The 22,578-nt window shown below is 63.0% G+C and carries 19 protein-coding genes; 17 read left to right on the forward strand and 2 right to left on the reverse strand.

The window, feature by feature from the left end; translation table 11 throughout:
* Window positions 1-90 precede the first annotated feature (90 nt).
* A complete protein-coding gene (locus ACX5I4_RS00585; RefSeq protein ID WP_461834936.1) occupies window positions 91-828 on the forward strand; it encodes an ANTAR domain-containing protein in 738 nt (245 codons plus the stop codon).
* Window positions 829-837: 9 nt separating this feature from the next.
* On the opposite strand, the gene ACX5I4_RS00590 is transcribed toward ACX5I4_RS00585, so the two are convergent.
* Window positions 838-1,269, reverse strand: a complete 432-nt coding sequence (locus tag ACX5I4_RS00590; RefSeq protein WP_461834937.1) for an SRPBCC domain-containing protein — start codon at window positions 1,267-1,269, stop codon at window positions 838-840.
* 314 nt (window positions 1,270-1,583) lie between these two features.
* On the opposite strand from ACX5I4_RS00590, the gene ACX5I4_RS00595 reads away from it, so the two are divergent.
* From ACX5I4_RS00595 to ACX5I4_RS00665, 15 genes are all read left to right on the forward strand, one after another.
* On the forward strand, window positions 1,584-3,635 hold the full coding sequence (locus ACX5I4_RS00595; RefSeq protein WP_461834938.1) for a hydantoinase/oxoprolinase family protein: 2,052 nt from the start codon (window positions 1,584-1,586) through the stop codon (window positions 3,633-3,635).
* Between the two features lie 10 nt (window positions 3,636-3,645).
* A complete protein-coding gene (locus ACX5I4_RS00600; RefSeq protein WP_461834939.1) occupies window positions 3,646-5,319 on the forward strand; it encodes a hydantoinase B/oxoprolinase family protein in 1,674 nt (557 codons plus the stop codon).
* A 25-nt stretch (window positions 5,320-5,344) separates the two neighbouring features.
* Window positions 5,345-6,367: a sugar ABC transporter substrate-binding protein gene (locus ACX5I4_RS00605; RefSeq protein WP_461834940.1), complete on the forward strand. Its 1,023-nt coding sequence runs from the start codon at window positions 5,345-5,347 to the stop codon at window positions 6,365-6,367.
* A gap of 90 nt (window positions 6,368-6,457) precedes the next feature.
* Window positions 6,458-7,984, forward strand: a complete 1,527-nt coding sequence (locus ACX5I4_RS00610) for a sugar ABC transporter ATP-binding protein (RefSeq protein ID WP_461834941.1) — start codon at window positions 6,458-6,460, stop codon at window positions 7,982-7,984.
* 9 nt (window positions 7,985-7,993) lie between these two features.
* A complete protein-coding gene (locus ACX5I4_RS00615; RefSeq protein ID WP_461834942.1) occupies window positions 7,994-8,977 on the forward strand; it encodes an ABC transporter permease in 984 nt (327 codons plus the stop codon).
* An 83-nt stretch (window positions 8,978-9,060) separates the two neighbouring features.
* The gene (locus ACX5I4_RS00620; protein WP_461834943.1) at window positions 9,061-10,413 is read left to right on the forward strand and encodes a hydantoinase/oxoprolinase N-terminal domain-containing protein; all 1,353 of its coding nucleotides are present in this window, start codon (window positions 9,061-9,063) and stop codon (window positions 10,411-10,413) included.
* Window positions 10,410-11,492, forward strand: a complete 1,083-nt coding sequence (locus ACX5I4_RS00625) for a DUF917 domain-containing protein (RefSeq protein ID WP_461834944.1) — start codon at window positions 10,410-10,412, stop codon at window positions 11,490-11,492. Before ACX5I4_RS00620 ends, ACX5I4_RS00625 begins: the two co-directional genes overlap by 4 nt.
* Entirely contained in the window at window positions 11,485-13,020 is a 1,536-nt protein-coding gene (locus tag ACX5I4_RS00630) for a helix-turn-helix domain-containing protein (protein ID WP_461834945.1), read from the forward strand. The genes ACX5I4_RS00625 and ACX5I4_RS00630 overlap by 8 nt, the downstream gene beginning before the upstream one ends.
* Complete coding sequence (locus ACX5I4_RS00635; protein WP_461834946.1) at window positions 13,017-13,475, forward strand: GAF domain-containing protein; 459 nt, start codon at window positions 13,017-13,019, stop codon at window positions 13,473-13,475. The genes ACX5I4_RS00630 and ACX5I4_RS00635 overlap by 4 nt, the downstream gene beginning before the upstream one ends.
* Window positions 13,472-14,686: a metal-dependent hydrolase family protein gene (locus tag ACX5I4_RS00640; protein ID WP_461834947.1), complete on the forward strand. Its 1,215-nt coding sequence runs from the start codon at window positions 13,472-13,474 to the stop codon at window positions 14,684-14,686. Before ACX5I4_RS00635 ends, ACX5I4_RS00640 begins: the two co-directional genes overlap by 4 nt.
* A 72-nt stretch (window positions 14,687-14,758) precedes the next feature.
* On the forward strand, window positions 14,759-15,376 hold the full coding sequence (locus tag ACX5I4_RS00645) for an alpha/beta hydrolase (protein ID WP_461834948.1): 618 nt from the start codon (window positions 14,759-14,761) through the stop codon (window positions 15,374-15,376).
* A gap of 154 nt (window positions 15,377-15,530) precedes the next feature.
* Entirely contained in the window at window positions 15,531-16,541 is a 1,011-nt protein-coding gene (locus tag ACX5I4_RS00650) for a LacI family DNA-binding transcriptional regulator (RefSeq protein ID WP_461834949.1), read from the forward strand.
* 17 nt (window positions 16,542-16,558) lie between these two features.
* Complete coding sequence (locus ACX5I4_RS00655) at window positions 16,559-17,290, forward strand: HAD family hydrolase (protein WP_461834950.1); 732 nt, start codon at window positions 16,559-16,561, stop codon at window positions 17,288-17,290.
* 54 nt (window positions 17,291-17,344) lie between these two features.
* Window positions 17,345-19,741 carry a glycoside hydrolase family 65 protein gene (locus ACX5I4_RS00660; RefSeq protein WP_461834951.1) on the forward strand — a complete coding sequence of 799 codons (2,397 nt, stop codon included), beginning with the start codon at window positions 17,345-17,347 and terminating at the stop codon, window positions 19,739-19,741.
* A 154-nt stretch (window positions 19,742-19,895) separates the two neighbouring features.
* Window positions 19,896-20,669 (forward strand): hypothetical protein, encoded by a 774-nt coding sequence (locus ACX5I4_RS00665; protein WP_461834952.1) that lies wholly within the window; start codon window positions 19,896-19,898, stop codon window positions 20,667-20,669.
* A 40-nt stretch (window positions 20,670-20,709) separates the two neighbouring features.
* Here the strand turns inward: ACX5I4_RS00665 and ACX5I4_RS00670 are convergent, their stop codons facing one another.
* A complete protein-coding gene (locus ACX5I4_RS00670; protein WP_461834953.1) occupies window positions 20,710-21,933 on the reverse strand; it encodes an FAD-dependent oxidoreductase in 1,224 nt (407 codons plus the stop codon).
* 107 nt (window positions 21,934-22,040) lie between these two features.
* On the opposite strand from ACX5I4_RS00670, the gene ACX5I4_RS00675 reads away from it, so the two are divergent.
* Window positions 22,041-22,574, forward strand: a complete 534-nt coding sequence (locus tag ACX5I4_RS00675) for a MarR family transcriptional regulator (protein WP_461834954.1) — start codon at window positions 22,041-22,043, stop codon at window positions 22,572-22,574.
* Window positions 22,575-22,578: the final 4 nt, after the last annotated feature.

Consider the following 22,578-nt stretch of genomic DNA (forward strand, 5'->3'; position numbering starts at 1 on the left):
AACCCCGGCGGAGAGTCTGTCCAAGTGGTGGACGCCGGATTGGGACGCCCTTTTTCCTCCGTTGCGACCCTGCTGCTCGTAGACTGAGCCATGGACGATATGAGCCTGGATGGCTCGGTAGTGGGACAGCTCCAGGATTTGGTCATCGACAGTGAGGATGTCAGTGGCTTCCTCGAAGACCTTGCGGAGTTCACTGCGTCGTCAGTGTCTGCTGCACGGGGCCAGGAAGTCCTGTGCGGGGTCACGCTGAGCCGACGACGCCGTTCGATCACGGTCGCCGGAAGCAGCCACGAAGCCCGCCTCATTGACGAGGTGCAGCAAGCTTACGGAGATGGACCGTGCTTGGAGGCCATGAGGACCGGGAAATCCGTCCTGGTTCCGGACACGTCCGCGGACTCGCAGTGGCCTGAATACTGCACCACCATCGCGGAGCGTGGGCACATGGCCGTCCTCTGTGTCCCGTTGGGCCTGGAAGAGGGTGCGACGGCGGCGATCAACCTGTTTGCCCGGCAGCGCAATGCATTTGATGAGGCCTCCATTCGCAGCTGCGAACAATTCGCCAGCCAAGCAGAAAAGGCCTTGCGGCTGGCGGTTCGGATCGGTGCCAGGCAACAACGCGCAGAAGACCTTGAGCAGGCCATGCGTTCCCGGACGGCAATCGATCTGGCAACCGGCGTCATCATGGGCCAGAACAGGTGCAGCCAGGAAGAGGCCTTCAGGATTTTGACCAAGGCCTCAAACGGAAGGAACCAGAAACTGAGGGATGTCGCGGAATCGCTTCTCAAATCCTTGACGAGCAAAACGCCAGTCTTGCACTTCGAGCCTTAAGCGACTCCGCTAACTGCGCTCCGCGATATTTTTGACGCTCTCCACGAGGCTGTCCCACATGCCCTTTGAATGTGCGGCTTCATCCGGGCTGGCGTTGTTGTCTTGGGTCAGGGTCAGCTTGGTAGCACCGCCTTCGGGCTCCAAAGTCCACGTCAGCGTGTGGTAGTTCTCCGGAGCGTCATCTTGGCCGGACAGTGGACTGAAATGGGTGTTCACCAGCCGCCTCCCGGGCTCGAATTCGAGGATGACCCCCTTGTCTTCATACGCCTTGCCCTTCCAGATGCCGCGCCAAACGATGGGTCCGCCGACTGTCCAGTCAGTGACAACATCGGTTCCGAACATGAACTCCTTGATGGCTTCGGGGTTTGTGAGCACGGACCACACGCGATCGGCGCTTGCCTGGATCGCGATGGATGAACTCGCAATGAAATTGCCTGTCATGTCCTTCTCCTTAGCCTGCTCGGCGTCCTGAAGCTCGCGAAACAGAGTCTACGCCCGGGGTGAGGGGCGGCGGAGCCAGGCTTGGTTGTGCTCACGATCACGTCAAGAGATTGAGGGTGTTTTCTCTTAGGCTCGAAGTGCCTCTCAGAATTGTGCCTCTGAGCTGGGGCGATATCCCGTTTGCGACGAGCGTTATGCATTCCGCCCTCGGAATGTCTGCCGCAACGTGCAGTTTGCCCACGTCCGGAAAAGCCGGGTCCGTAGCGTGATGTCTCACACACAAAGTTCCTCTTCAGAACAATCAGGAGACATACATGCCGAACTACAGGGTGTCTATGGACATCGGTGGAACGTTTACCGACATTGTCGCGTATGACCAGCACGCCGGAACCTACGCGGCCACGAAAGCATCCACTACGCCGGGGAATCTGAGCGCGGGTGTCATCGCCGGCCTCGAATCCATTGTCGACAACTTGTCCGACATCGAGTTCCTGGTTCACGGCACCACGCAGGGATTGAATGCCTTCCTGGAGCGCCGCGGCGTACCGGTGCTGCTGCTGGCCACCGCCGGTGTCGAAGACACTTATCACATTGCCCGCGGACCGCGCCTTGAGCTCTACAACGCCCAGTACCGCAAGCCTTCCCCGCTGCTTGAGCGCAAGGATGTCATCGGTGTTGGGGGACGCCTGGATGGGCAGGGCCTCGAGATCAGGCCTTTGGACGAAGTTGCTGTCCGTCAGGCAGGCCGTCGGGCAGTTGCCGAAGGTTATGGCGCAGTCGCCGTCGCATTCCTGTTCAGCTACAAGAACCCCGCTCACGAGCTTCGGGCCAGGGAAATCCTGCTCGAAGAACTAGGCGAAGATTTCACCGTTTCACTTTCCCACGAGGCCGCGAAGGAGTGGCGCGAATATGAGCGCACCTCATCCGCCGTCGTCGAGGCCTACACCGGACCGGTGGTCCGCAACTACCTCCTGGACCTCGAAAAGAAGCTCGGGGACCGCGGCGTGGAAGCCCCGCTGCACATCATGCAGTCTTCCGGCGGGGTGCTAACCGCTGAGTCCGCACGGAAGCGCCCGCTCCAGACGCTGCTCTCGGGCCCGGTCGGCGGCGCCATGGGCGACGTCGAACTGGCCGGCGTTTCGGGAAACCGCAACCTAATCGGCGTCGACATGGGCGGAACGTCCTTCGATGTCTCATTGGTAGTCGACGGCAAGCCCGACGTCTCCACCGAGGCGCACCTCGAAGGCCTTCCAATGCTCATGAGCGTGGTCAACATCCACACCGTGGGCGCTGGCGGTGGCTCGGTCGCCTGGCTCGAAGCCGGTGGCCTCCGGGTCGGGCCGCGTTCCGCGGGAGCCACGCCCGGACCGGCCTGCTACGGACGGGGAGGCACGGAACCCACTGTCACTGATGCCAACCTGGTGCTTGGCCGCGTGGACCCGGACTGGTTCGCGGGCGGACAGGTTGCCCTTGATCGCGAAGCCGCGGTCACCGCCCTGAAGACCGTAGGTGACCAGCTAGGACTGGACCCCATTGCCATGGCCGAAGGTATCTGCGACGTGGCCAACTCTCAGATGGCCCAGGCGATCCGGACCATCACGATCTCCCGGGGCATCGAACCCCGCGACTTCGCCCTCGTGGCTTTCGGCGGCGCAGGCCCCATGCACGCCGTCTTCCTGGCCAAGGAACTGGGCATCCCGGAAACGGTTGTTCCCCGCTTCCCGGGCGCTTTCTCCGCCTGGGGCATGCTGCAGACCAACATCCGCAAGGATTTCTCCGAGCCCTACTTCTACCTTGACGAGGACATCGACGTTGCCCATATGGCCGGCGTGCTGCGGTCCATGGAAATCGAAGGCCTGGGTTCCCTGGTCTCCGAGGGTGTTCCGGAGGACAGCCGCCTCACCAATGCGTCAGTAGATGTGCGCTACCAATCGCAGGAATTCTCCCTGAACGTTCCCCTGGCCTCCGCGGACGAACCAGAGTCCGCCGACTTTCTTGCCAAGCTGGCCACTCGTTTCTCCTCGATGTACCACGAACGTTACGGCCACTCCAACCTCGGAGCGCCTATCGAAATCGTCGCGCTTCGGACGCAGGCCGTCGGCGAGTTGGGCCGCCTTGATGCACCACGCTTCCCCACCGCCCAGAGCGCCGAGTTCAAGCATGAAATCCGCCCGGTGGTCTTTGAGCAGATCGAACACGAGACCATCGTGGTCCGGCGCGACGAACTTGAAGCCGGCCATGCATTCGAAGGCCCCGCCATCATCGTGGAGCAGACCGCCACAACCGTGGTGCCCCCGGGCTTCGACGTCATCGTCGATGAATTCGGATCCCTGGTCATCCGCACCCAAGACGTCGAAGGAAACTGAGGTACCAAGAATGACAATTGCAGCAGTCAAAACCCTGGATCCGGTCACCGTGGAGATCATCCGCAATGCGCTCACGAGCGCCGCGGATGACATGAACGCCACACTGATCCGTTCCGCTTACTCACCGATCCTCTACGAGGGCGGGGACTGCGTCGTGGCCCTCCTAGACACCGAACACCGCGTGCTCGGACAGTCTGCCGGCCTGCCGCTGTTCCTGGGCAATCTGGAAACCTGTTCCATCGCGGTGGAGGAGATGTATGGCCGCGCGGTCTGGCAGGAAGGGGACATCTGGATCCTCAACGATTCCTACCTTGGCGGGACCCACCTGAACGATGTGACAATTTTTGCGCCGATCTTCGACGAGGGTGCGGTGGTTGGCTTCGCAGCTACCCGCGCGCACTGGATGGACATGGGATCCAAGGATGTCGGCGGTTCCATGGATGCCACGGACATCTTCCAGGAGGGCTTCCGGATGGGGCCGGTCAAGCTTGTCGAGGCGGGCATTGAGACGTCCGTCGTGGACCTGATCCGCACCAATGTTCGCTTCCCGTACCAGACCATCGGCGACATGCACGCAATGATCGCCGCCCTCCGGATGGGGACCACCCGGATGAAGGAGCTGGTGGGCCGCTACGGGATGGACCAGCTGGATGCTGCCCGGGATGAGATCTTCCGCCAGACAGAGGAGATCGAGCGCGAGACCGTCCGCAACATCCCCGACGGCGTTTACGAAGCCGAAGGCTTCCTGGACAACGACGGTATCAACCTGGACACCCCGATTCCGATCAAGCTGAAGATCACGGTCTCCGGCGACACCGTTGATTTCGACGTTACAGGATCGGCTGACCAGACCATGGGTCCCGTCAACTGCGGTGCTGCCCAGGCCGTCTCGGCGCTCCGCGTGGGGTACAAGCTCCTCGTCAGCCCGGACTCCAACTCCAACGGCGGATCTTTCCGGCCCTTGACCACCCAGGTGCGTTCAGGTTCAGTCCTTGGCGCGGTTGCCCCGGCTCCATGCCAGTGGTACTTCTCCCATCTCGGGCTGCTGATCGATCTTGTTTCCAAGGCCATGGCGCCGGCCATGCCCGAGCGGGTTGCCAGCGCCAGCCACGGCGATTCGATGATCATCACCGCCGCCGGCTTCGATCCGCGCTTCGGCCGGAACTTCGTGACCATGGAGGCCACGCTAGGCGGTTGGGGGGCCTGGCAGGGGACGGACGGAGAGTCCGCCATGATCAACAACGTGAACGGCTCCCTCAAGGACCTGCCCATCGAAATGATGGAGACACGCTACCCGTTCCGGATCAACGAGTACTCCATCCGTCCCAACTCGGGCGGCCCCGGCCAGTGGCGCGGCGGAAACGGTGTAGTGCGCGAATACGAGTTCCTAGCCGACTGCGTCGTAGGGCTCTGGTTCGAAAGGTCGAAGACCCCGGCTTGGGGACTCTTCGGGGGCTCGGATGCCCAGGGCCCCGAGGTTGTCTTCAACCCCGGACGAAATGACGAGGTCCGCACCTTGAAAGCCAACGCCCGGAAGGTCAAGGCCGGCGACGTCGTCCGACTCGCCGTCGGCGGGGGTGGCGGCTTCGGAGATGTTGCCCAACGCTCGCGGGAAGAGATCACCTACGACATCGTCAACGGCTTCATCACCGAGGCCTTCGCCAAGACCCACTACGGATACTAAGCCCCGCCCACAGAAAGACACCCCAATGAAAAACATCAAGCGATCAGCGGCAGCCGCCGCCCTCATCGGGCTTGCCCTGCTGACGTCGGCCTGCAGCCCACCCACGCAAGCGGCCGCAGGGCCAGCTTCGACGGCGGACGCCGGCACACCCCTCAACGTCGGATTCTTCGGCTTCGCCAAGTCCAACGGCTTCGCCCAAGGAACCTTCCTCGGCGTCCAGCAGGCGGCCAAGGCCAACAACGCCACCGCCACGTTCGTAGACCCCAACTTCAACGCCCAGACCCAGGTCCAGCAGATCCAGGACGCCGTCACCTCAAAACAGTTCGAGGTGATCGTTGTCCAGGCGAACGACAACCAGGCCCTTATCGCGCCACTGCAGCAGGCCGTCCAAGCTGGCATCACGGTGGTGGTCGAGTTCTCCGTTATCGGCCCGAAGTTCGACACTATCCAGCCCCAGGTCCCGGGTGCAATCAGCATCGTTGACCTTCCCACCAGCAACGGCAAGATGCTCGGCCAAATGGGCAAGGATGCCTGCGCCAAAGTCTCCAAAGACACCTGCAAGGTGGCCTACCTCGAGGGATTCAAGTCCCTGCCGCTGGATAACGCCCGGACCGAAGCAGTGAAAGCTGAGCTGGCCACTGATCCGAAGATCAAGCTGGTGGCCAGTGTCGAAGGCGGATACACCCAGGACAGCGGCCGGCAGGCGTTCCAGAACGTTTCCCAGGCCAACCCGGACGTCGATGTCGTCATCGGCGCATCCCAGGCGATCACGGGTGCGGCCGCCGCGGCTGGCAATAGCAACATCAAGTTCATTGGCAACGGCGCATCCACCTCGAATGTCGAGGCCGTCCGATCCGGTAAATGGTTCTCCATCTACGTCAGCGACGTGGTGGCGAACGGCGCCAAGGCCACGGAACTCGGCCTTGCCAAGGCCCGCGGCCAGCAGGTGGAAATGGCAGTGGACGAGGCCAGCCTTTCCCCCAACAAGGCCAAGGGTACGAAGGAAGCCTTGGACGCCGTGAACTACGTCTCGAAGTACTCGGACTAGCCGACTTATCCCCCCTCGTGGTCCTGTCCTGCCGGGGCTGAGGTCCCGGCAGGACCGGCCAAAACTTCCATTCCATCTCCCGAGGTCAAAATGGCTATACAACAGTTGGATACACCAGAGCGAGTCAATCGGAGTGCCGCTCCGGAAATCACCGTCTCCGGAATCGGAAAGCGGTACGGTGCCAGCACTGTGCTCCGCGATATCACGTTGTCGGTGGCTCCGGGGGAAATCCACGGCATCATGGGGGAAAACGGTGCTGGCAAGAGCACGCTGCTGAAGATCCTCGGCGGCGCCATCGCGGCAGATTTCGGCGTCGTCAAGCTTGACGACCGGGAGGTGAAGATCACCGAGCCCCGGGACGCCATCGCACAAGGAATATCCCTTATTTCCCAAGAGCTGGCACTCATTCCTGGCCTTTCAGTGCTGGAGAACGTCTTCCTGGGCCGATGGGCCAACACTGGAAGCCTGCTCCGTTCGCGGCGGGACGCCGATCACTTGGACCGCCTCCTGGCCGAGACCGGCTTTGAGCTTGACCCCCGGGCGATGGCAGGGGACCTCCCCATCGGTCAGCAGCAGCAGGTCGAAATCCTGAAAGCCCTCGCCCGTGGCGCCAAGGTGCTGTGCATGGACGAGCCGACGGCGGTCCTGAACGAGGCCGAGAAAGCAAAGCTGTTGAAGGTGATCAGGAGCCTCGCGCGTTTGGGCACCACCGTCATCCTCGTATCGCACTATCTGGAGGAAGTCCTGGGTTTAGTGGACCGCGTGACCATCCTCCGTGACGGACAGCACATCACCACTGAAGACGCCTCGGGGCACACGCCGGAGTCGCTCGTCGGCTTGATGGTCGGCAGGGAAGTCGATTTCCTCATCCCGGAGGTTCGGCCGGTGCCTCCGGAAGCAAAAACGGTAGTCCAGGTGGCGGGACTGAGCAGCTCAAAAGTGCAAGACGTCTCCTTTACGGTCCGCCAAGGCGAAATCCTGGGTATCGCCGGCCTGGTGGGCAGTGGCCGCAGCGAGACCCTGCTCGCCATGTTCGGTGCTGATCGAACCACCGGTGGACATGTCCAGATCAACGGCCGACGCCTCCGTGCCAACTCCATCCGGGAAGCCATCAAAGCCGGAATGGCCCTCGTCCCCGAGTCGCGGAAAGAACAGGGCCTGGTCATGTCCCGGCCGGTGGACGAAAACATCGCCCTTTCCACCTTGTCGGGCCGATCACTGGGCGGTTTCGTCAGGGTAGCCCGGGAAAAGGCAGCCGTATCCGAGATCAGCCGTTCCGTCGACCTGCGGGGCGCCCGCCGCGGCTCGCTGATTGCCGATTTGTCCGGAGGAAACCAGCAGAAGGCGCTCTTCGCCAAGTGGCTGCTCAATCCTCCGGCGGTGCTACTGGTGGACGAACCCACGCGTGGTGTCGACATCGCGGCCAAGGCGCGCATCCACGGAATGATCGCCGACCTCGCAGCAAAGGGCACGGCTGTTGTCGTTGTCAGCTCCGAACTCGAGGAAGTCATCGGCCTGTCCCACCGTATCCATGTCATGAGGCAGGGCCGCATCGTTGCTGAATTCGACCGGAACGCCTCCCGCGATGAAGTCATGACTTCCGCATTTCTGAAATAGGTGAATCAAATGACCACAGTTACCGTTGCCAAGTCCGAGCCGGCCGAGAAGAAATTCAAGCTCAATGTCAAGGATTTCGGGATCGTCTTCGGACTGATCGCCATCATGCTGTTATTGACCCTCAATACCGGAACGTTCCTGACGGGCCGAAACTTCATTAACTTGTTCGACCAAGCTGCCATCGTGGGACTGTTGGCCGCTGCCGCAACACTGTGTATCGTCAGCGGTGTCTTCGATCTCTCCTCCACCGCAAACTTGGCTGTTTCCGCCATCGCCGGAGTGATGATCACCCAGCACTTAGGGGTGATCGCGGGATTCGTCGGCGCATTGTTGGTGGGGGCCGCCCTGGGAACCGTCACCGGCCTGATCGTGGTTAAGACGAAGGTGAATTCCTTCATAGGCACGCTGGCGGTGAGCATCATTTATCGCGGCCTGGCCATCGTGATCACGGGCGGAGCTATCGTCGCGCCGCTGCCCGAGCAACTTGCCGCCTTCCAGACGTGGACCTGGCCCAGCCTCTTCGGCCTCACTGCAGGCTCCGTGCTCATGGTTGCCATGACGATCGTCCTAGGCATCGTGCTCTGGCGCACTACGTTTGGACGCAGGATTTACGCCGTTGGCGGCAATAAGGAAGCGGCACGCCTCAGCGGTATCCGCACCGGTTCCATCCACGTCGCCGTCTTTGCCATCAGTGGCCTGTGCTCCGCGATGGCCGGCATGATTCTTGCTTCGCGCGCAGGCTCAGCCCAGCCAGCCATGGCCATCGGCGTCGAACTCACGGCCATTGCCGCCGTGGTCATCGGAGGCACCAGCATTCTCGGCGGACACGGCGCTATGTGGCGGGCCTTCGTCGGAGTAATGATCCTGACCGTCATTGGCAACGGCTTCAACCTGCTCCACTGGGACACCACCTACCAGCAGGTTGTCACCGGCGTCCTCATTCTGCTTGCGGTCGCCGCGGACGGATTGTTCTTCCGTAAACGCGCCAGATAGGCCCTCTTGGAGGACTCTATATACATGGAACATGGTCATGACCTGTTGAGGGAGCGGCAAAACGCTGAACAGGAGGCCGAACAATGCGCATAGGGCTGCGATTGCAGGGAACAAGCTGCCGGACCTTGGTGCTGGACGGGCACAGCGTGGTGGCCGCCGCGGCTGCGGTGCGATGCCGCACGGTTGCGGAGGCAGTCGACACCGCCTTCGAAGAGCTTCGTCACGAGCTCGGTTCGGAAGTGACGAAAGTAACGGACATTACCTCCGACGCCGGACGCGTCCTCGCAGCACGGAAACTGGCCTCGGTGATCGCGATCCGGATTTCGCCCCGCCCGCCTGCGGACGCGTTCCACGTCACTGGGCTGCCGGCACTCATAGAACCAGTGGTGGCCCGGACCGTCCACGTCGGCGGAGGCCACGACCTGCGGGGACGCCCCCTCGCTCCGCTGGGGTTGGAGGCTTTCCTGGCCGAACTTCCGGACATCCTCTCCGGAGAGGTACGAAACATTGCAATCACCTCCGTCGGGTCGACAGCGTCGAAGGATCACGAAACGCGCATTGCCGATGCCATCTTGTCCAATGACAGCGAAATGCGTATCAGCATCTCCAGCGACTTCTATTCCAGTGTTTTCCGCGACCGTGACTACACAGCCATCCTGAACAGCGCCCTTATGGAAACAGGGGAGGACCTGGCCGCGATACTGGAAGCGTCGGGGCGGCGGCATTTTCCCTCCGCCACGATGTGGTTCGCCAAGAACGACGGCGGCCGCGCGCCGCTTGCGCGGCTGGCAGTTATTCCGATTCACGGGTTGCGCCCCGAACCCGCTATGCAGCTCCTCGGCGCGGCTACCTTGGCCGGCGCCCCGGATGGGGAGGTCGTCATCTGCGCGGACTCTGGGGTCACTGTGGGCCAAATCCGTGGGGGCCTCCCTGCCACGCGAAGCGTCATCCGCCAAGGGTACGAGGCGAGCCTCGCCAGCAACGCCGCCGTCGTCGAACCGTACACGGCCGACCATCCGGTCCGCCCTGCGGTCCCCTCGGTGATTGCCGACCTCCGAAGCGGGCAGGACACCCCGCTCCCGTTCGGGCTGGTTCCCACGCTGGCAACTGCGCACGACGCCGCGCAGGTGGGGTCCGCCGTCGCGCCCCTGACCGCCTGGATCGACAGGTTGGAGACAGTTAGCGGGCCGGCGGACCTCCAGTTGGTGCAGCGGCGCGCGGAAGAAGATGCCGAGTCGGCAGCCGTTCAGTTGGGGGCGAGCCCCGGGCTCACGCGGATCATTGAATCGAACGTCTATGCCATGCCCTATGGCAACCCCGGTATCGTTCGGATCAGGGTCCAAGCGGCTGGTGAAGTCTCCGGGGACACGATTGAAGATCCCGCCGAAATTCAAGTACGGGCACCTTTCGGGGCGGAAGAGGGTGTCATCCGATGAGCGCCCTACTGACTGTGGAGGATGTCCGGCACCTGCGAACCGGCGCCCACTTCCTGGCCTGCACCATCGACCCGACGGCCATCTACGTTTACGCGGAGATGATCGAAAAGGCCATGGAAAACCGTGCGTTGGAACTCATCTCCATTGACGAGCTGGCCCCCGATGACCTCGTGGTTGCAATCGGAATGGTCACTCAGGGCCTCCTCATCGCGGATATGCCTCCGGTAGGCGATGAGTTCATTGGATGCATCCGTGCCATCGAGGCCAACCTCGGCCAGCAGGTGCGGGCGATCTATTCGCTCGCCGCCGCCAACATCAACGGAATTGTTCCCCTCATGGTCGGGCTGCAGTCCTCGCTGCCGGTGATTGATTCCGACCCCATGGGCCGTGTTTTTCCCTTGATCAGCCAAACAACGTTGAACATCGGACACGTCCCCATCAGTCCGATCGCCCTCATGGGAGTTACCGGCGAACGGGCTGTGGTGGAGGCCGAGAACCCGCAGCGGGCCGAAACCCTGGTGCGGGCACTCGTCACGGAGATGGGTGGGTGGGCCGCTACAGCCATGTATCCGTGCTCAGCGGGCCAAATGCGCGAGCACGGAGTCCACGGCTCCATCAGCCGGATGATCCGAATCGGGGAGATTCTCGACGCTGAAACCTCGGTTGAACGCAAGTTCCAGCAGCTCGCTGAATTTCTGGGTGCCACCCGGATTGCCCGGGCCCGGGTGAGCCACGTCGAAGGCCTATCGCGCCCTTCGGACCTAGGCCTTCCGGCGCTGCCGTCCAGCGTGACGCTCGTGGACGAACGATCCGGGCAGATCATCCGCTTGGAGATCCAGAACGAAATCTTGCTGGTCCTCGTCGACGGTGCCGTCGCAGCAGCCGTCCCGGACATCGTCTCGCTGCTCAACTCCGAGCACGGCACGGTGGTCAACATCGACGATGTGCGGGTTGGCGATGTCATTGACGTCCTGAAGATCACGGCTGCGGCGCAATGGTACTCGGAGGCGGGCCTTGATCTTGCTGAACCAAAGGCCTTTGGTATTCCGATCGGGCACCCAAGGCGGCAACATGCGTAGATCGAAAAGCGAGAACCATCTGGATGTCGCCGGGCTCCTGGCGCACGGCTCCCTCCGCGGCACCACCCCGCTGTATCTCACCCCGACCAGCGCGGCAATCGACGGCGTCGTTCTTGTCTCGCAACTCGATGCCATCCAGCGGGTGCGGCCCAACACCGTCATCGTCCTGTCAGCGGAGATGGGCTCCGGCGGCTGGCTGGTGTCCGCAGCCCTGCGGCACGCCTGGGAGCGGAAGGCCAGCGCCGTCGTCGTCGCTGGAAGTACCTACTCCAGCGCGGTGATCGGCCTCGCCGAGCGGTTGGGTATCACCTTGCTGGCCGCCGAGGGCGACACGTCGGGCATCGCCCTCGCACTCGCCGCTGAAATCGGCGCCGCCCTTTCTGTGGTGGACGCTGAGCTGGCGCGGTTTGCCCGAGCGGTCGCGAAGGACACTACCTTGGGAGCTGTCCTGAGGACCATCTCCAGGGAGCTGGACGGTATTGAAATCTTGCTGGAGTACGACGGCGTGAGCCTGGCGTCCGCGGGAACGCCCACCCGGGAGGCAGTCGAAATCATCACGGTGGATGTTCGCGGGTCGAATACTTCCATCCCATCCAGGCTCACCGCGCGGGTGCCAAGATCCGGAGTCCACAACCTGCAGCTCGTCCGGTCGATCCTCGAGGTGGCCACGCCGTCGGTAAACGCTGCGTGGCTGTTGGGAGATGTCCTCGACACCGCGCGAGCAGTACCCACGGCGGCCTTGGTCAGCTTGAACCACGACCCCGACTCCTCCTGGACCACGTTCCTGGAACGTCACCGGCACTTGCTCTTTCAGCTGGGCTGGCGTGGGGAGGAACAATATGTGGCGGTGTGGATCCGCAGGGCGTCGTTGGAAGCTCATCGTCCGGAGCTTACAGCGGTGCTGCGGCTGCTCTGGCGGAAAGTCACAGTCCGCAGCCCCCTGGCCGAAGTCCACGGTGGCTGGCTCGCCCTTGTTCCCGCCGGATACCAGGAGGCCGCGGATCAGCTCGAAGCGCGGATCAGGGTCCGTCTCGGGAAGTCTTTGGGGGAACTGGGTCTGGGGGCAGGACTCTCCCGCTGGCGCGAGGAACCCGCGGCACTGCCGAATATCGTCCGTGAATCCCGTTTGGCCGCCGAATCCGCGCTCTCGACGGGACCCGGCACGGTGGCAGGCTTTGCCAACCTTGACGTTGCGGCGGCCGCGACGTTCGTCGATGAGGACTCGGTCCTGCTCGTGGCCGAACTGACGCTGCCCCTGCTCATGGCCAGCCCGGACAGAGACCTCGTCATTGCGGCTGCGGGGGCCTTCCTCGACCACCACGGCTCCGTCAGCCTCGCAGCAAGCTCCCTTGACCTGCATCGGAACACCCTGCAGGCCCGGCTCAACCGTGCCCGCGAATTGGGCGTCCCCCTCGACATCCCAGCCAAGCTTTTGTCCGTCCACCTCATCCTCAGCACACTTCGCCGCTCAATCCACAGCAAGACGAGTTCCGCCAATCCCGGCTTAAACCAGAAAGGACTCCCATGAGTTCCCAGTTCGACAACTTTGACGATGTCTATGCCGCCGCACAGGAAACGCCCGGCGTCATCCTGTTCACCGCTTCCGTCGTCGCCGACGCAGGCACCAGCATGGCGCGCATCTATACGAGCCACCCAGGGGTCTATCCCGTCGGAGGAAGGAAGACCCTGGACGGGGACACCAACCCCGTGTGGCTTGAGCAGGTCCTCAAGGGCCAGCAGCCGTTCCTTGGGGCCGACAAGGAAGCAGTCCGGGCATTCTTCTTCGACTCCGCAACCATTGAGTCGCTGGGTTGCGGTGCCATCGTCAACGTTCCAGTGGTAAGCAACGGTGAGACCATCGGATCCATGAACTTCCTTGCCCCAGAGGGTAGCTATGGGAAGACATCGGTGGATGCGGCCGTGGACATCGCCCAGCGCTCTGTCCCGCTGTTCGAACAAGCAGAAAGGAACCTCCACACGTGACCACTAGGCAGCCGGGAACACTGACAATCCGGAACGCCCTCATCTTCGATGGCGAGACCCGGAACCTGCTCGAAGGCTCCATCACAGTCCGCGAAGGCCGGATCACGGAAGTGGGGCGAGACGTGGAAGAGGCCGGAAAAATTGTTGACGCCGACGGCCGTACCGTGATTCCCGGGCTCATCGATGCGCATTTCCATGCCTACGCACTCAGCTTGACTGCCGCCAAGAACGAAACGGGGCCATTGAGCTACTCTGCGCTCGCAGGGGCCCGGCGACTTGAGGCGGCCTTGAACCGGGGCTTCACGAGCGTCCGTGACGTCGCCGGGGGAGACATAGGCCTTGCCAATGCCATCGACGAAGGCTTATACGCAGGTCCGAGGTACTTTTTTACCGGACCGGCGCTGAGCCAGACAGGTGGCCACGGTGACATCCGGGCCGCGGACGACGGCGGTTGCTTCCATGGCGGGCACATGTGCGAAGTGGTGGACGGCGCGGATGAGCTGCTGCGGGCCGTGCGCAACCGCTTCCGCACCGGGGCCACGGCCATCAAGCTCATGACGTCCGGCGGGGTCATTTCGCCCGTCGACCCCATCAGGGTTCCGCAGTACAGCTCGGCCGAAATCCGTGCGGTAACGGAGGAGGCATCCCGCCGGGGCAGCTATGCCACGGCCCACGCCTACTCGCCCGAGGCGATCCGTCATTCGGTGCTCAACGGGGTGCGCTGTATTGAGCACGGCAATCTGTTGGACGCCGAAACTGCCCGCTTGATGGCTGACAACGAGGTCTTTCTGGTACCGACTTTGGCGACCTACGACGCGATGGCCCGGCGCGGCGAAGAAGTCGGTCTCACGGAGGTGGGGGCGGCCAAGAACCGGGAAGTGCTGAATGCCGGCCGGAACGCCGTCGAGCTGGCCCGCGACGCGGGAGTCCGGATTGGATTTGGTACGGACCTCATGGGGGAGTTGGAGGATGAGCAACTGGCCGGGCTGCGCCTGCAATGCGAAGCACTGGGTGTCTACGATGCGCTCCGCTCGGCAACATCGACCAACGCAGCCCTGTTGCGTCGCGATGACCTGGGCCGTATAGCCGAAGGAGCCTGTGGAGACCTGGTCATCCTGGACGGAGACCCCGTCGACGATCCGTCGGTGCTCTGGGACGAAAGTCGCACACGGACGGTCATCAAGGCTGGGCAGGTCGTCACAAGGCAGTAGCCAGCCGCGCACCGGGATCGAGGCCCGTGCGGTCCAACCGACCGCGGTCCCGCCACCACTAAGCTGTGGCCCATGGAAACAGTCGTCTGGTCCAAGCCGGAAAATGAGCGCGCCGGGACGCCGCTGCTTGTGATGATGCACGGATACGGTACGGACGAGCAGCGAATGGTGGATCTCTTCCCACAGCTTCCCCGGGAATTCACCTGCGCTGCGCTCCGTGGGCCCATGCCGATCGGCGACCACTACGGCTGGTTTCTGCTGGACTACTTCCTGGCCAATGACTTTGCGGACGTCATTACCGCCACCAACAAGGTGTTCGCCTGGATTGACTCAGTCAAACGCAACCACAGCAGCGTGAGCCTCCTGGGCTATTCCCAAGGCATGGCCATGGCAAGTACCCTCTTGCGGCTTCGTCCGGAAGGCTTCAAAGCGACCGTTGGCCTCTCCGGATTCGTACTGGAAAACGATCTTCTGGCGCTAAGCGAGTCCTTCGACTCGCCACCGCCGTTCTTCTGGGGCAGGGACAAAGCCGATCCCGTGATCTTCAGTGATGCCATTGAGCACACGGCGGAATGGCTCGACAAGAACACGGCTCTCACCGCGCGAACCTACCCTGGGATGGGGCATCGGATCGAGGCCCCGGAAATGACTGATGTCAGCGCGTTTCTGAAGTACTACGTCCTCCGCTGAGGTGAGCCCCGCGTCACATTCAGTGATGCTGGAAAACAACTCTTGATTGCCAAAATTGTAAGCGCTTACACTCTTCTTCGGCGGTGCAAGGATGTGCCGTCTAATCCAGAAGATGAAAGGGTTGAGGCCGTGTTGAATGGTTAAGGCTCAACGCGTGACAATTCAGGACGTCGCAGTCCTCTCAGGCTTGTCCATCTGCACCGTCTCACGCGCTCTGCGGAACCTGCCGAACGTGTCCGAAAAAGCACAAGCGAAAGTGTCCGACGCCGCCGCCAAGCTCGGCTACAAGGCATCCTCCGCCGCAGCCCGGTTGGCCGGCGGAAACACCGGCTCCATCGCAATCATCGCCCCCACCGCCACCGCCTGGTTCTTCGCCCAGGCCGTCGAGGCCGCCGAGGAAGTGTTCGGAGACAGCGGTTTCGACACTGTTCTGATCAGCCTGCGCGGCAAATCGAGCGTCAAACGGAAGATCTTCGGCGACCTCCTTGGCCTGTCCCAACGCGTGGACGGCGTGCTCCTCCTCAACGTTGACTTGAGCGAATACGAGGTTGCCCTCCTGGCCGCATCCGGCCTTGCAGTTGCGAGCGTGGGGATGACTTCCGTACCGTGGGACAACGTAGGGATCGACGACGAACTTGCGGCTTGGCAGGCTACCTCGCACCTTTTGAGGCTGGGGCATTGGGATTTGGCGGTCCTTTCCGGCCGCGAAACCCAGGAGAATTCCGTACTGACGTCCAGCGACAGGCTCAAGGGATTCGGCCGGGCATTGAAGGACCATCACCTGACCGTTCATCCGGACTTGGTCATCAATTCGGATTCCACCATCGACGGCGGCCGCAAAGCCATGAACGAACTCATTGCCCACAGAAGCCTTCCCACGGCAGTCTTCGCAGATTGTGATGAGGCGGCCTTCGGAGCCCTGATGGCCATGCGCGAGCATGGATTGTCCGCACCGAAGAATGTCTCCGTGATTGGAATCGACGACCACCCCATGAGTTGGTTCCTTGGACTGAGCACAGTGGCGCAGCCGGTGGCGGACCAGGGTGCCTTCGCTGCCAACCTGCTGGTGGACCGCCTCCAAAACGCCGACGCTCCAAACGAACCCTCCAACCATTTCCTTGACACCAAGCTCATTGAACGCAAAACCACGCGCCGCCAGCGCTGAACGGACCACTGCACACCATGACTGATACCACCCAGAAGACTGCCTGGACCGGCGCTGCCGCGCTCCTTTTCGACCTCGACGGCGTGCTCACGCCCACCGCCGTCGTGCATGAGCAGGCTTGGCAGGAGCTCTTTGACGGCTACCTGGCGGAAACCGGCCACCCGGACGGCTACCAGGAGAGTGACTACTTCGACCACATCGATGGCAAGCCGCGCTTCGATGGCGTACGGGATTTCCTCACCTCCCGCGGAATCAGCTTGCCGGAGGGGCCGATCGACGACGATCCCGCGAACACCAGCGTGCAGGGCCTGGGCAACCGCAAGAACCGGATCTTCAACGAGATCGTGGATTCGCGCGGCGTCGAGCCCTACGCGGGCTCCGTCCGCTTCATCCACGCCGCTTTGGAGCTGGGACTCAAGCTCGCCGTCGTATCCTCATCGCGTAACGCACCCGCGGTCCTGAAGGCGGCCGGACTGGATGGCTACTTCCCTGTGGTGGTCGACGGCCAGGTGGCGGCCGCCGTCGGGCTTCCGGGCAAGCCGGACCCCGCAACTTTCCGTTACGCGGCCGCGCTGCTGGACGTTCCCGCCGCTGGCTGCGTCGTCGTCGAGGACGCAGTGTCCGGCGTGCAGGCCGGCAGTGCCGGGAACTTCCGCGCGGTGATCGGGGTGGACCGCGGTGCCGGCCACCAGACCCTGCTCGACGCCGGTGCAACTTTCGTGGTCGACGACCTCGACGAACTCCTCTAACCAAGCCGTTTCACCCAAGCCGTTTCACCAGAAACAGAAGGAACCCAACAGTCCATGGCACTCATCAGCTCCGATCGGCTGCGCTTCCCTTGTGAACCGTGGAAGCTCGTGGAGAGCATCCACGTTCCCGGTGACGCCGGTACGCTCGAAACCCTCTTCAGCCTCGGCAACGGCCACCTGGGCATCCGCGGCGCCCACTGGGCGGGAGCGGACGCCGAACTCCCCGGCACGTTCATCAACGGTTTCCACGAAACGTGGGACATCAAGCATGCCGAGAACGCTTACGGTTTCGCCCGCACGGGACAAAGGATCGTCTACGTTCCCGATGCCAACAACTTCAACGTTGTGGTCGACGGCGAGCACCTGAGCCTCGCCGAGTCCACGGTGCAGAACTACCGGCGCAGCATCGATTTCGCCACGGGCGTGTATGAATGCGCCATCACCTGGGAATGCCGTTCGGGAGCAACCGTCACCACGGTGGAACGCCGCGCAGTCGGAATCGAATCCCGGGGTTCCCTTGGCATCGAGCTGAGCCTCACCGCCGATCGCCTGGTGTCTGCGGACATCACGTCCCTGGTGATCAATCGGCAGGACCAACCTGTGGAGGACCACTCGGCCCACGATCCCCGCCGCTCCGGCCGCCACGCCGGCCGGGTGCTGCGCCCCCTCCACCTCCAGGGCTCCGATGGATCCCTGCGTCTCGCCTGGGAGACTGCTGAATCCCACCAGCGCATCGGTATGGCCGTGGACCACTGGATCTCTGCCGAAGGCCAGCCGTTCGAAACCGTGGTGGGGGAGGACGAGTCCACGGTTCGCTACGTCATGGCAGTGAGCGAGGGCGAGACCTTCCGCTTGGAGAAGAGCGTCAGCTACGTCGTGAACAGCGCCGACGCAAACGCAGCAGAGCCGGGCGAGATCCTGGCATCGGATGCCGAGTTGGGGCTCGTCCCGTTCAACACGATCCTTGCCGAAGGGGCCGCGCACTACCGCGACTACTGGTCCACCGCTGACATCACCATTGGTGGCCAGCCCGAACTGCAGCAGGCCGTGCGCTGGAGCCTGTTCCAGCTTGCCCAGGCCACTGCGCGTGCCGGCGTCGCGGGCATCCCCGCCAAGGGAGTCAGTGGCTCCGGCTATGAGGGCCATTACTTCTGGGACCAGGAAGTGTACCTGCTGCCGTACCTGACGTACACCAACCCGTTAGCTGCGCGGCAGGTCCTGGAATCGCGCCATGCCATGCTGCCCGACGCCCGGATCCGGGCCAAGGAACTAAGCGTCGACGGTGCGCTGTTCCCGTGGCGCACCATCAACGGTCTCGAGGCCAGCGCCTACTACGCCGCCGGCACTGCGCAGTTCCACATCGCCGCCGCCATTTCCTTCGCCACCAACCGCTACCAGTGGGCCAGCGGCGACGCCGGATTCCGCGCCGAGGTGGGCGCCGATCTGCTGATCGAGACGGCGCGCATGTGGGCTTCGTTGGGCTTCTTCGGCAAGGACGGCATGTTCCACATCCACGGCGTCACCGGCCCGGATGAGTACACGGCCGTGGTCAACGACAACCTCTACACCAACGTGATGGCCCGCTTTAACCTGCGTGCCGCCGCAGCCTTGGAGCATCCGGATGTCCCGGAAACCGAGCGGATGGTGTGGCAACAGGCCGCGGCGCGTATGTCCCTTCCCTACGATCCGCACATGGAGATCTACAGCCAGGACAACGACTTCATGACCCTGGAGCCGTGGGACTGGTCCACGCCGCGGTCCAAGTACCCGCTGTTGCTCCACTTCCACCCGCTGGTGATCTACCGGCACCAGGTCCTCAAGCAGGCGGACACGGTGCTGGCGATGTTCCTGCAATGGCAGGACTTCACCGCCTCGGAAAAGCAGCGCGCGTTCGACTTCTACGATCCCATCACCACCGGCGACTCCACCTTGTCCGCGTGCGTGCAGGGCATCATGGCGGCCGAGGTGGGCTATTCCGACGTCGCGCTCAAGCACTTCACCGAGGCGCTGTTCATTGACCTGGACAACACGCACAACAACACTGTTGACGGCGTGCACATCGCATCCACAGGCGGAATCTGGAGTTCCTTGGTATGCGGTTTCGCGGGTATGCGGGACCAGGGCCAGGTCCTGCACTTCGATCCGCGGCTGCCGGCCGAGTGGGACAGCCTGTCCTTCCGGCTCAAGATCCGTGGGCGGCTGTTGTCCGTCGAGCTGCGTCCGGGGTCTATCAGCCTTGCGCTGGTCCCGGATTCCGGTTCAGCGCCCGACGCCGGTGCCGCACCTTTGGAGGCCAGCGTGCTGGAGGTCAGCGTGCGCGGGCAGCGGGTCGTCGTCGGCGTCGAGACCGTCACTGTGCCCCTCGACGAAATGCCGGTCCCCGCACCATCGGTCTTCCCGAGCCTCTTCCCGACGGCGGGACTCCCCGTGATCGGAAGCGCGCGGGTCTAACTGGGCCCATCGATTGCTCCCCACCGGCTCCCAGCCTTCGCAAGCTCAGGCCGGTGGGGAGCTGCGGTTTCGGAGTTATTCGGGAACGGTTCATTCCTGATTCATGGGACGCAGATACGGTCTCCGGAGACCTCTCAGGAAAAGGACTCCTCCCATGGATCGACGGACATTCGCCTCCGCTGCCTTGTTGACCGCGGCGGCACCGCTGCTCACCACTACTCCGGCCCTCGCGGACTCGTCCGAGAAAGGAAAGGACGCCAAACTCACACGCACCATGTTGGACGCTTTGGAACGTGAACTGGACGACCGTGCCACCGCCGCCTCTCTGGAACCCCACATTGAAGACATAGGATTCAACTGGCATCCGCCAACCAAGCCGGTCGAGAGCATTGATTTCATCATTGCCTACGGTTTCGGCAACCGACGGCCGGCAGGAGGCGGAGATCCCAGCCGCGTGCTCTACGAGCCTGGACCGGTCAACGAAGCTCTCGCGGACACGGTTGCGAAGCTGCGGGCGAGGCGCGACCTTCCCGTCTTTGCCCAGTGGGAAATCGCCAGGTTCCTCGAGTCCAAGTACCACATGAGCGGGGTGACCTCGATTGAACCGGTCATTTCGGCGGATGGCACCATTGTGTATCTGAGCACGGACGGCGTTGCAGCCCAGGTCAAGGAGCTGCGCGCCGCTCAGCCTGCGGGGATCGCCGGAATTGTAGGATTCCGGGACCACATCAAGCGCTGTGTCCAAACCACCCAAGATCGCGGGATGGACGCTTTCGCACCCGAAGGCATCGATATGCCCGGCACCTATGATCCGCAGTCCGGACAGCCGTGGACCCGGCGTCGTGACCTCTATCTGGTGCACGACATGTACGCCCAGATCGCAGTGCTCCGCGCGAAATTGATCGCACAGGCCTATCCCAACGGCTGACTCCCGGATGGCGCAGGGGACGTGGGGTGCTAAGCGAAGTTCAGCGCGCCGGTGCCGTTTCCGGCGCGTCCCAGTCGATGTGGTGGCGATAGACCCAGTCGAAGTTGTCGGCCGTCTTCCGTGCGAGTGAGCGGAAGGCGGCCTTCAGCACAAGGTCTTCGAAGACTCGCTTGAATTGGCCGCGGATCTTCGGGGCGGCGTTCCGTCGACCCCATTCGACCACCAATTCCGCCCGGCTCCGGCGTTCCTTCTCGTAGCGGGACAGGGCGCCGGGGATGTCCGCGGGCGAGATGCCCCGGAGCGATCGCCCGAGTGCGACGGCGTCTTCGATAGCCATGGAGGCGCCTTGCCCGGACGACGGCGATGCGGCGTGGGCGGCGTCTCCCACCAACACCAGGTTGCCGCGGTGCCAGCTGGGGATGCTCGGAAAGTCGGAGGTCGTGTACGGCCTGATAATGCCGTCAGTTGCGGCGATGATCTTGGCCATCGGGGTGCGGTCCCCGGCCACGAGATGACTAAGCCAGGACTTGCGGGCGCTGTGGTCCAACACGGCCGGATCTTCCGACGACCGCTGGAGCGGATTGGCAAACCACCAGATCCTTCCCTCCGGATCCTGCATGTAGCAATAGAAGCAGCGCTTGCCGAAGACCATCTTCATACGCCCCGGTTCAAGGTTCAGCAGCTCGGCCGTGAGCAGCCCGGCCTCGACAATGCCGCCGGTGTTGAGCAGGGGGATATTGCGGGGAGCGGGGGATGAGGGGTCGATCAGGGGCCGCACGGCCGAGTGGAGGCCGTCCGCGCCGACCACCAGGTCTCCATGAGCTGAGGTGCCGTCGGTGAAAACGGCCGTGACGCCGTCGTCCGCTTCTTCTACCGTAGCGAGCCGCTTGCCATACTCGATGCGGATCCCGCGGTGACTGGCCGCCTCGCGGAACATTCCATACAGCTCGGAACGCGTCATGGTGCGGGCGGTGGTGCCGTCAGGGAGGGATCCGCCGTAGTCAAAGTCGATGAGGTGTTTTCCGGTGCTGCCCAGGTACATGGACATCTGTGGGGTGCTGAAGCCCAGATTGGCGGCTGCGCCTTTGAGCCCGAGGGTTTCCAAGGCATCGAAGCCATTGACGGCCACGGTGAGGAAGCCGCCAACGCCGTCCGAGGGCTCACTGTAGGCCTCGAAGACGGTGGCGTGATGGCCGGCTTTCTGCAGCGAGATGGCCGTGGCGAGTCCGGCGATTCCGGATCCGATGACAAAGCAGTTCAGCATGGCGGAGTCCTTTGCAATTTATTTCGTTCGGTTAAAAGAAATATATGGCTGGCGCCAAGTGCCGTCAATCCTTTCGGTGAGACGAAATAATTTGCTAGCCTCGGAGGATGGAGAACCACACCGGCGTCAGTATGCAGCGCCAAGAATTGCTTGAGGCGGTCTTTGCCTCGGGACGGGAGCTTTCGACGGCGGCCGTCATGTTCCACACAAAGCTGTCCGAGCTGCGCGGACTGTCAGCGACGGAGGGCAAGGCGATCGACATCCTGCTGCGCTTCGGACCCATGACGGCGGGGGAATTCGGCGAACATTCCGGGCTGGCTCCAGCCTCGGTCACGGGACTGATGCAACGCCTCGAGAGCAAGGGTGTGGCCCGCAGGGTCCGGCACGAAGGGGACAAACGGAAGGTGCTGATCGAGCTCGTGGGGGACCAGGTCACCGCTGCAATGCCCTATTTCGTCGATTTCATGGGCGGCCTGGCGAGCCTGTTGGAAGGGTACAGCGACCAAGAACTACGCGTCATCGCGGACTATTCGTCCAAAGCCGCACGTATCCAACAGGACGCGGCGGGGCGGCTGGGTGCCGAACCCAGCGGGAACGCGCATGACGACGGCGGCCGCGCGCCGTCGTCGAACCCCGCCTGAGCTG

The organism is Arthrobacter sp. MMS24-S77, from assembly GCF_054888235.1.

Coding starts and splice junctions, on each gene's coding strand:
- ACX5I4_RS00585 (WP_461834936.1), top strand. CDS start 91: ATGGACGATATGAGCCTGGATGGCTCGGTAGTGGGACAGCTCCAGGAT.
- ACX5I4_RS00590 (WP_461834937.1), bottom strand. CDS start 1,269: ATGACAGGCAATTTCATTGCGAGTTCATCCATCGCGATCCAGGCAAGC.
- ACX5I4_RS00595 (WP_461834938.1), top strand. CDS start 1,584: ATGCCGAACTACAGGGTGTCTATGGACATCGGTGGAACGTTTACCGAC.
- ACX5I4_RS00600 (WP_461834939.1), top strand. CDS start 3,646: ATGACAATTGCAGCAGTCAAAACCCTGGATCCGGTCACCGTGGAGATC.
- ACX5I4_RS00605 (WP_461834940.1), top strand. CDS start 5,345: ATGAAAAACATCAAGCGATCAGCGGCAGCCGCCGCCCTCATCGGGCTT.
- ACX5I4_RS00610 (WP_461834941.1), top strand. CDS start 6,458: ATGGCTATACAACAGTTGGATACACCAGAGCGAGTCAATCGGAGTGCC.
- ACX5I4_RS00615 (WP_461834942.1), top strand. CDS start 7,994: ATGACCACAGTTACCGTTGCCAAGTCCGAGCCGGCCGAGAAGAAATTC.
- ACX5I4_RS00620 (WP_461834943.1), top strand. CDS start 9,061: ATGCGCATAGGGCTGCGATTGCAGGGAACAAGCTGCCGGACCTTGGTG.
- ACX5I4_RS00625 (WP_461834944.1), top strand. CDS start 10,410: ATGAGCGCCCTACTGACTGTGGAGGATGTCCGGCACCTGCGAACCGGC.
- ACX5I4_RS00630 (WP_461834945.1), top strand. CDS start 11,485: ATGCGTAGATCGAAAAGCGAGAACCATCTGGATGTCGCCGGGCTCCTG.
- ACX5I4_RS00635 (WP_461834946.1), top strand. CDS start 13,017: ATGAGTTCCCAGTTCGACAACTTTGACGATGTCTATGCCGCCGCACAG.
- ACX5I4_RS00645 (WP_461834948.1), top strand. CDS start 14,759: ATGGAAACAGTCGTCTGGTCCAAGCCGGAAAATGAGCGCGCCGGGACG.
- ACX5I4_RS00655 (WP_461834950.1), top strand. CDS start 16,559: ATGACTGATACCACCCAGAAGACTGCCTGGACCGGCGCTGCCGCGCTC.
- ACX5I4_RS00660 (WP_461834951.1), top strand. CDS start 17,345: ATGGCACTCATCAGCTCCGATCGGCTGCGCTTCCCTTGTGAACCGTGG.
- ACX5I4_RS00665 (WP_461834952.1), top strand. CDS start 19,896: ATGGATCGACGGACATTCGCCTCCGCTGCCTTGTTGACCGCGGCGGCA.
- ACX5I4_RS00670 (WP_461834953.1), bottom strand. CDS start 21,933: ATGCTGAACTGCTTTGTCATCGGATCCGGAATCGCCGGACTCGCCACG.
- ACX5I4_RS00675 (WP_461834954.1), top strand. CDS start 22,041: ATGGAGAACCACACCGGCGTCAGTATGCAGCGCCAAGAATTGCTTGAG.